The organism is Pseudohalioglobus lutimaris, assembly GCF_002866825.1.
GTDB lineage: Bacteria > Pseudomonadota > Gammaproteobacteria > Pseudomonadales > Halieaceae > Halioglobus > Halioglobus lutimaris.
On the sequence record NZ_PKUS01000033.1, the window covers coordinates 41883 to 48305 of the forward strand.

The 6423-nt window shown below is 59.0% G+C and carries 8 protein-coding genes; 5 read left to right on the top strand and 3 right to left on the bottom strand.

Annotated elements, in window-relative coordinates; all coding sequences use genetic code 11:
• Position 1: 1 nt before the first annotated feature.
• Positions 2–766 carry an SDR family oxidoreductase gene (locus C0039_RS18085; protein ID WP_101518868.1) on the top strand — a complete coding sequence of 255 codons (765 nt, stop codon included), beginning with the start codon at positions 2–4 and terminating at the stop codon, positions 764–766.
• Positions 767–840: 74 nt separating this feature from the next.
• Here the strand turns inward: C0039_RS18085 and C0039_RS18090 are convergent, their stop codons facing one another.
• Positions 841–1620 (bottom strand): crotonase/enoyl-CoA hydratase family protein, encoded by a 780-nt coding sequence (locus C0039_RS18090; RefSeq protein ID WP_101518869.1) that lies wholly within the window; start codon positions 1618–1620, stop codon positions 841–843.
• Between the two features lie 74 nt (positions 1621–1694).
• On the opposite strand from C0039_RS18090, the gene C0039_RS21125 reads away from it, so the two are divergent.
• Both C0039_RS21125 and C0039_RS18095 read left to right on the top strand, forming a co-directional pair.
• Positions 1695–1841: a hypothetical protein gene (locus tag C0039_RS21125; RefSeq protein WP_157516201.1), complete on the top strand. Its 147-nt coding sequence runs from the start codon at positions 1695–1697 to the stop codon at positions 1839–1841.
• Positions 1842–1907: 66 nt separating this feature from the next.
• Complete coding sequence (locus C0039_RS18095) at positions 1908–2327, top strand: VOC family protein (protein WP_076001385.1); 420 nt, start codon at positions 1908–1910, stop codon at positions 2325–2327.
• Positions 2328–2415: 88 nt separating this feature from the next.
• Here C0039_RS18095 and C0039_RS18100 read toward each other — a convergent pair whose 3' ends face one another.
• Positions 2416–2670 (bottom strand): hypothetical protein, encoded by a 255-nt coding sequence (locus tag C0039_RS18100; protein ID WP_076001386.1) that lies wholly within the window; start codon positions 2668–2670, stop codon positions 2416–2418.
• A 190-nt stretch (positions 2671–2860) separates the two neighbouring features.
• On the opposite strand from C0039_RS18100, the gene C0039_RS18105 reads away from it, so the two are divergent.
• Positions 2861–3625, top strand: coding sequence for an enoyl-CoA hydratase/isomerase family protein (locus C0039_RS18105; RefSeq protein WP_101518870.1), 765 nt, complete (start codon positions 2861–2863; stop codon positions 3623–3625).
• Positions 3626–3628: 3 nt separating this feature from the next.
• Here C0039_RS18105 and ggt read toward each other — a convergent pair whose 3' ends face one another.
• Complete coding sequence (gene ggt, locus C0039_RS18110) at positions 3629–5380, bottom strand: gamma-glutamyltransferase (protein ID WP_101518871.1); 1752 nt, start codon at positions 5378–5380, stop codon at positions 3629–3631.
• A gap of 162 nt (positions 5381–5542) precedes the next feature.
• Between ggt and C0039_RS18115 the strand changes: the two genes are divergently transcribed.
• Positions 5543–6250, top strand: coding sequence for a hypothetical protein (locus tag C0039_RS18115; protein ID WP_101518872.1), 708 nt, complete (start codon positions 5543–5545; stop codon positions 6248–6250).
• Positions 6251–6423: the final 173 nt, after the last annotated feature.

The following is a 6423-nucleotide window of genomic DNA, read 5'->3' on the forward strand; positions in this document are numbered from 1 at the left end:
AATGGGAACCTACGCACTGACAGGCAGCGCATCAGGCATTGGCGCGGCACTCAAGTCGGCACTGGCCGCACAGGGTCATAGTTTGATCAGTATTGACATCAAGGATGCCGATGTCATTGCCGACCTGAGCACGCCCGAGGGTCGTAGAGCGGTGATATCGGCCGTAATGGACAAGGCACCCGACGGACTGGACGGCTTTATTCCCCTTGCCGGACTGGGCGGGGGCACCGCGCCTGACCTGCTGATCACACGACTGAACTACTTCGGCACCGTCGAACTGGTTGAAGGCCTGCGCCCTGCCCTGGAAAAGAAATCCGGTGCCGTCGTACTGCTGTGCTCAAACTCCGCCCCGATGGTACCGCCCGATGAAGCCTTTATTACAAGCCTGCTCGCGGGTGACGAGAGCGAGGCATTGGCGTTGGCAGAGAACGTCCAGGCTGGCACGCACTATATGCTGACCAAACGTGCGCTCAATTACTGGATGCGCCGCAATGTTATGGCCTACGGCCGCGACGGTATCCGCATGAACGCGGTTGCGCCTGGTCCCACTCTCACGCCGATGACCACGCCCTTGTTTGAAAGTGATGAGTACGCGCCCATCATGAAGTCGCTACTGGAGCAGACACCGGCCAATCGCGCCGGCGAGGCGGAAGAAGTCGCCAACTGTATTGAGTTCCTGCTCAGTCCGTCGGCCAGCAATGTCTATGGAACACTGCTGTTCGTCGATGGCGGTTACGACGCGCATACCAGGACGGACCATGTCTGATGCTGTGGCCCCGCCTTCCGGCCATGCCCGCTGCGGGGATTCCGCGCAACCAGGCGCTTTGGGCCGGCGCGAAGTCACCGCCCCTTGAACACGCCCTCACGGCGTTCGACAAAGGACTGGATACCCTCGGCGGCATCTTCGCTCTGCATTATTGGCACGAGATCAGTGAAGATCTGCGTCACCGCCTCTTCCTGATTGTGATGGGCGGCAAAGTCCACTGACTTGATTACACTCTCCACGGCCAGCGGAGCGGCTTTTGCAATACTCTGCGCGAGCTCTATTGCCCGGCCGTACTGCTGGCCGGGTGACACGACTTCCTGTACCAGGCCGAGCCGGTAGGCTTCCGCGGCGGACCAGCGATCCCCGGTAAGCAGGTAACGCTGGGCGTTGGCCAGTCCCATCTGCTGTGGCAAGCGGATGGTTGCACCGCCGCAGGGATAGATACCTCGCTGCACTTCCAGCATCGCAAACTGCGTGTCATCCGCGGCAACCCTTATTTCCATATTGAGCATCATTTCCACGCCCCAGGTGAAACAATAACCCTGCACTGCCTGTATCACCGGCTTACGCCGGCGCGGCCCGATGAGGCCAAAGATATCGGTATTGCCTTCCCTGAGTGGAAACCCTTCCCCGGACACGAAATGCGGCGCCCACTCATCCAGTTCAATACCGGCAGTAAAGTGCTTACCCTCTGCATGGAGCACCGCCACGCGCAGCTGCGGATTGGCATCCAGTTCGGTCAGCGCGGCACAAAGGTCGTGAAACATTTCCAGACTCAGGGCGTTGAGCTTTTCAGGCCTGCGAATGTGGATGTCCAGAATGTGATCGTGGATAGATGTTTCAACCTGACTCATTGTTATGCGCTCTCTTTTTTTGGTCTGCCCGCGGATAGAAATACTGAACCCTGAATGCAGGTTATAAACCCGCTATGTCATCAGGCTCACGATATTGCCTCAGTAACTGGCTGGCCACCACCCCTGTTTTCAAGCACAGTCCATCGCGCTCTGGCGCCGGGGATGGTGAAAATTCGGTCGACTTCGATGAGGCGCCTGATTACGATGAGATCAGTCTCTGAACTATCCACTCTCTAAAAGCCAGCTGAATTCAACTGCTGATCAGTTCTCAGCTCAGGGGTAGCGCTATGCACACGGCCAATCCGATTAACATAACTGTCATCGACCATGTGGTTATTCGCGCCAATGACATGGACAGGATGATTGCGTTCTATAGCGACGTATTGGGATGCAGGCTGGAACGTGGTCCGGGCGAAATCGGTCTGGCACAAATGCGCGCCGGACGCTCGCTAATCGACCTCGTTGATAGCAAAGGACCATTGGGGCTACAGGGGGGAGGACCGCCTGACCACACAGCAGCCAACATGGATCACCTGTGTTTGTGCGTGGACCCCTGGCATGTGGACACAATCGAGGCGCATCTCGATGCTCATGGAATAGAGCGGGAACCAGTGGAGATGCGTTACGGTGCTACCGGCATGGGCCCTTCCATTTATCTGCAGGACCCAGAGGGGAACAGGGTCGAACTGAAGGGAAGCGCGCGCTAAGCGCGCCGCACCTTGCCGCTGTTTTTACCCGGGCCGCGCCTGCCAGATCGCGGAAGGCGTCGCCCCGGGAGTAGCGGGAACCGGTTGCTTACTCTGGCATCAGCGCTTCTTTGGCTTTATCGAGATCTACCGCTTCAGCGGCCTTTTCCTTGTCGACTGCGTCGTAAGCCTTCTGCATATCTACCCCGTCGGTAGAGACTGCATCGGTCATTTTTTCCTGGTCTACGGACTCCATGGCCTTATCAGTATCGACTGATTCAGCGAGTTTGCCCAGATCCTGGGCCACCGCGAGGGGTGCGAGTGACAGAACGGTAGCCGCCAGAAAGAGGTTACGGGTTTTCATGCTAGTCTCCTTGGTAGAGAAGTGATTAGGTACACTTACACATCGGGGTGATGAGCAGGTGCGCAAAAAGCATAGCATCAAAAATGTAATTTTCCTGTCTATATCCTCAATGTCTCCATTTATGTGCCGGTAGAGGCGCTTTGACAGCGATAGCGACAGCTATCTTTTTATCGTAAGCAAAGGAGAAAACATGTTTGATTCACTGGAAGTCATCGTAGAGGGCGCCATAGGCCGGATCTGGCTAAATCGCCCTGCCCGCCTCAATGCCCTGTCGATCGGGCTACTGGAGGAGCTGGCAGAAGCTGCCCGCTGGTTTGACACACAACCCGCAGTGCGAGTGGTAGTAGTTGCTGGCAGGGGACGGGCATTTTCCGCGGGCGCTGACTTGCAGGGATTCCCATCGCTGGAAGACAGTGACCTGCGCGCCGCGGCGGACGCTGGGCGAAGAATGGCCGATGCCCTGGAAAATATGCGCGCGCTGGCGATTGCCTCGATTCATGGCTGGTGCGTCGGCGGAGGTCTGGTGGTCGCCGCGGCTTGTGACCTGCGTCTCGCGGCCAGCACGGCACGCTTTTCGATTCCCGAGATTGACTTGGGCATTCCCCTCGCCTGGGGCGGCATCCCCCGTCTGGTGAGGGAAATCGGACCCGCGCTGACCAAGGAACTGGTAATCACCTGTCGTGAATTCGATGCTGAAGAGGCTCACAGCGCGGGGTTCCTGAACCGCGTGGTGACAGAGGCCGGGCTTGAAGAGGCAACGCTGGCGCTGGCGGAGAGTATCGCGGCGAAGCCTGCAATACCGGTATTTGCCACCAAACGCCATACCAACGCAGTGACTGCCGGGATGGTGGGTATTGAGAGAGCCTGGTCAGATGCAGACAGCCTCGTCGGCGCCCTGCTGGACCCCGAGTGCAGCGCCGCACGTGAGGCCTACATCAAGTCCAGAGTGGGCTGACTGTCAGGGATCAAGGGGCGGCAGCGCACCGACTTTACCCTCGCGCCGTGAATCTGCGGCGCCGCTCAGCTGCCCTCCTTCGACCAGTATGATGTGCAGCCCCGAGTTCTCACCCTTGCGCTCTTCCACTTTGTAACCGAGGGACTTGAGCATATCGGCAATCTCCTGCCCGGCCGCGGCACTCACTTCCACTCGCACCGTCTCACCGCGGGCTATAACGTTAGGGTAGTCCGCTGCTTCCTGAGGCGTCATATTCCAGTCCAGGATGCCTACCAGTGACTTGAATACGTAGGCGGGAATGGAATTGCCGCCCGGTGAACCGGTCACCATCAGCAGCTCACCGCCCTCATCAAACACCATTAGCGGAGACATCGATGAACGCGGTCTTTTGCCCGGTGCCACTGCGTTGGCCTGAGCCGGCTCGTCCGCACGGTACTCACGAGCAAAGTCCGTCATTTGATTGTTGAGCAGGAAGCCCGCCGCCCAGCGGCCGGAGCCGAAGGGCGCTTCGACCGTAGCCGTCATCGACACTGCATTGCCCTCGGAGTCGACGATGGACAGATGTGAAGTACCGGGAACCTCGCCGGTGGAGTCCTTTCCCCATATCAGGGTGACATCAGTGCCGGCAGCCTCCGGCTCCCCGTGCACCGGAATGGCGTCCGGGGCAAATCTTTCACTGGCCCGCTGGCGAAGGTAGGCCGGTGACAATAATTGCTGCAGCGGCACAGTGACAAAGTCAGGGTCACCGAAGTAATGGTCGCGATCGGCATAGGCGAGGCGCTGGGCATCCACAAACGCTGCGAGCTGCTGCTCAGGATCCATGTCCTGCTGCGTGAACTGGTCGTAGTAGGACAGCATCATGATCTGCGCGGCCGCCGAGGATGGTGCTACGGGGGCGCAAACGCGCAGCTTACGGAAAGGCTCGCACAGCACCTCTCGTTCCCGGGTACGGTAGTTGGCGATGTCCTGCAGAGAAAGCGTTCCCGGATTGGGCTCCGCTCTGGCCTGCTCGACGATCGCCCTGGCGATTGCACCGCTGTAGAACGCCGAACTGCCCTCTTCTGCGATCCGCGAAAGTGTTTCGGCATATTGCGGATTCTTCAGCAGATGACCAGGCTGCAGCGCCTTGCCCTGCGGGTAAAAGTACTGCGCCGCGCCGGGGTTTTCATCGAGTCGGCCCAACTCGGCAATACGGGGTAAAAAGCCGGCCATCCGCGGCGAAACCTCAAAACCCTCGCGAGCCAGGGTAATGGCCGGTTGCAGCACGGTCGCCCAGGGCAACTTGCCATATTTGCGGTGCGTGTCTTCATATAACGCAACCACACCGGGCACACCGATTGCCCGGCCACTTTGCCAGGCCTCCATGAAGCCCATGACTTCCCCGTCATCCATGAACATTCCGGGGGTAGCGCCTGCCGGTGCAAGTTCGCGACCGTCGTGAAAGACCAGGCTTCCCGGGTCGCGCTGGTAGACCAACATGAATGCGCCTCCACCCAGGCCAGAGCTCTGCGGCTCAACCAGCCCGAGCACGGCGTGTGCGGCAACCGCCGCGTCAACGGCGTGGCCGCCTGCGCGCAACATCTTCATCGCCGCATCGACGGCATGGGGATTAGCTGCTGTGGCCATTGCCCCCGCTTCCCAGGGCGCTTTTCCGGCATCGCCCGCACCGGTGTCAGTTGCAGAAGAACAGGCGGAGATAGACAGCACGACAAGCGAGCTGTAAAGCAGCGCAAGGAAAAGACGAGGCAAACGCATAGGGGAGTATCCGCTGGAAAAGACGCTATTAAAACAGACCGGGTCGCGCGGTGAACAGGGTAACCTTGGCCGCCAGGTGAAAAAAACGGCTACACTCTTGTGCCAGTGCAGCACACGACGCAGCAGAGACATATTCTTCTACCACGCTTGGAGGTGCAGTAGATGCAAACCGCGACACTGATTATTCCGCAACGATTCAACGGTCCACCGTCCTCAGGCAACGGCGGTTATAGCTGCGGCAGGCTGGCCGCATTTCTGACAGGGCCGGCGAAAGTGCGCCTGCACAAACCGCCGCCACTGGGCACTGAGCTGCAGATCAAACACGGGGACGCCAGCTCAGTCGATATGTATGAGGGAGATATGCTGGTCGCCTCGGCCGTTCCCTGCCAGTTTGAGATGAACATCCCCACGCCGCCCTCGCCAGCCCGCGCCAGAGATGCCAGCACCCGCTTCGCCCGTTACCAGGACCACGTGTTCGACACCTGCTTCGTTTGCGGTCCCGGACGCCCGGCGCACGATGGCCTGGAACTCTTTCCCGGGCCGGTGGATGACTGGGGGCTGCTCGCCTGTCCGTGGACGCCCGGAGAGGACATGTTGGACGCTGACGGCAATGTTAGAAGCGAGATCGTCTGGAGTGCGCTGGATTGCCCCGGATATTTCGCTATCGCTCGCGAACGCAAGCTTCATGCCCTACTGGGCGAACTTGAAGGGGAGTTAATGCAGCCGGTCAAAGGGGGGCAAACAATGGTGGTGTTTTCCTGGCCGATCGAGGAAGCCGGTCGAAAAAGCTATGCTGGAACGGCCATAGCTCGCGAGGATGGCACTATATTGGCGCGCTCACGGTCCACCTGGATAAGCCTCGATCCGTGAAACCGCACCTGCCTGGCCTCCCGGGTGAGGGTTACTGCTCGCACTGCGAGCCCGGTCGCCCACTGGCGGTGGAGAAAGGAAACCTTGGCCTGCGGGTCATCTATTCTAGATTGCACATTAATAACGCATGACAAATATCTGTATTTTAACTATTTTATTATTTTATAGGGATT

Coding starts and splice junctions, on each gene's coding strand:
- C0039_RS18085 (WP_101518868.1), top strand. CDS start 2: ATGGGAACCTACGCACTGACAGGCAGCGCATCAGGCATTGGCGCGGCA.
- C0039_RS18090 (WP_101518869.1), bottom strand. CDS start 1,620: ATGAGTCAGGTTGAAACATCTATCCACGATCACATTCTGGACATCCAC.
- C0039_RS21125 (WP_157516201.1), top strand. CDS start 1,695: ATGTCATCAGGCTCACGATATTGCCTCAGTAACTGGCTGGCCACCACC.
- C0039_RS18095 (WP_076001385.1), top strand. CDS start 1,908: ATGCACACGGCCAATCCGATTAACATAACTGTCATCGACCATGTGGTT.
- C0039_RS18100 (WP_076001386.1), bottom strand. CDS start 2,670: ATGAAAACCCGTAACCTCTTTCTGGCGGCTACCGTTCTGTCACTCGCA.
- C0039_RS18105 (WP_101518870.1), top strand. CDS start 2,861: ATGTTTGATTCACTGGAAGTCATCGTAGAGGGCGCCATAGGCCGGATC.
- ggt (WP_101518871.1), bottom strand. CDS start 5,380: ATGCGTTTGCCTCGTCTTTTCCTTGCGCTGCTTTACAGCTCGCTTGTC.
- C0039_RS18115 (WP_101518872.1), top strand. CDS start 5,543: ATGCAAACCGCGACACTGATTATTCCGCAACGATTCAACGGTCCACCG.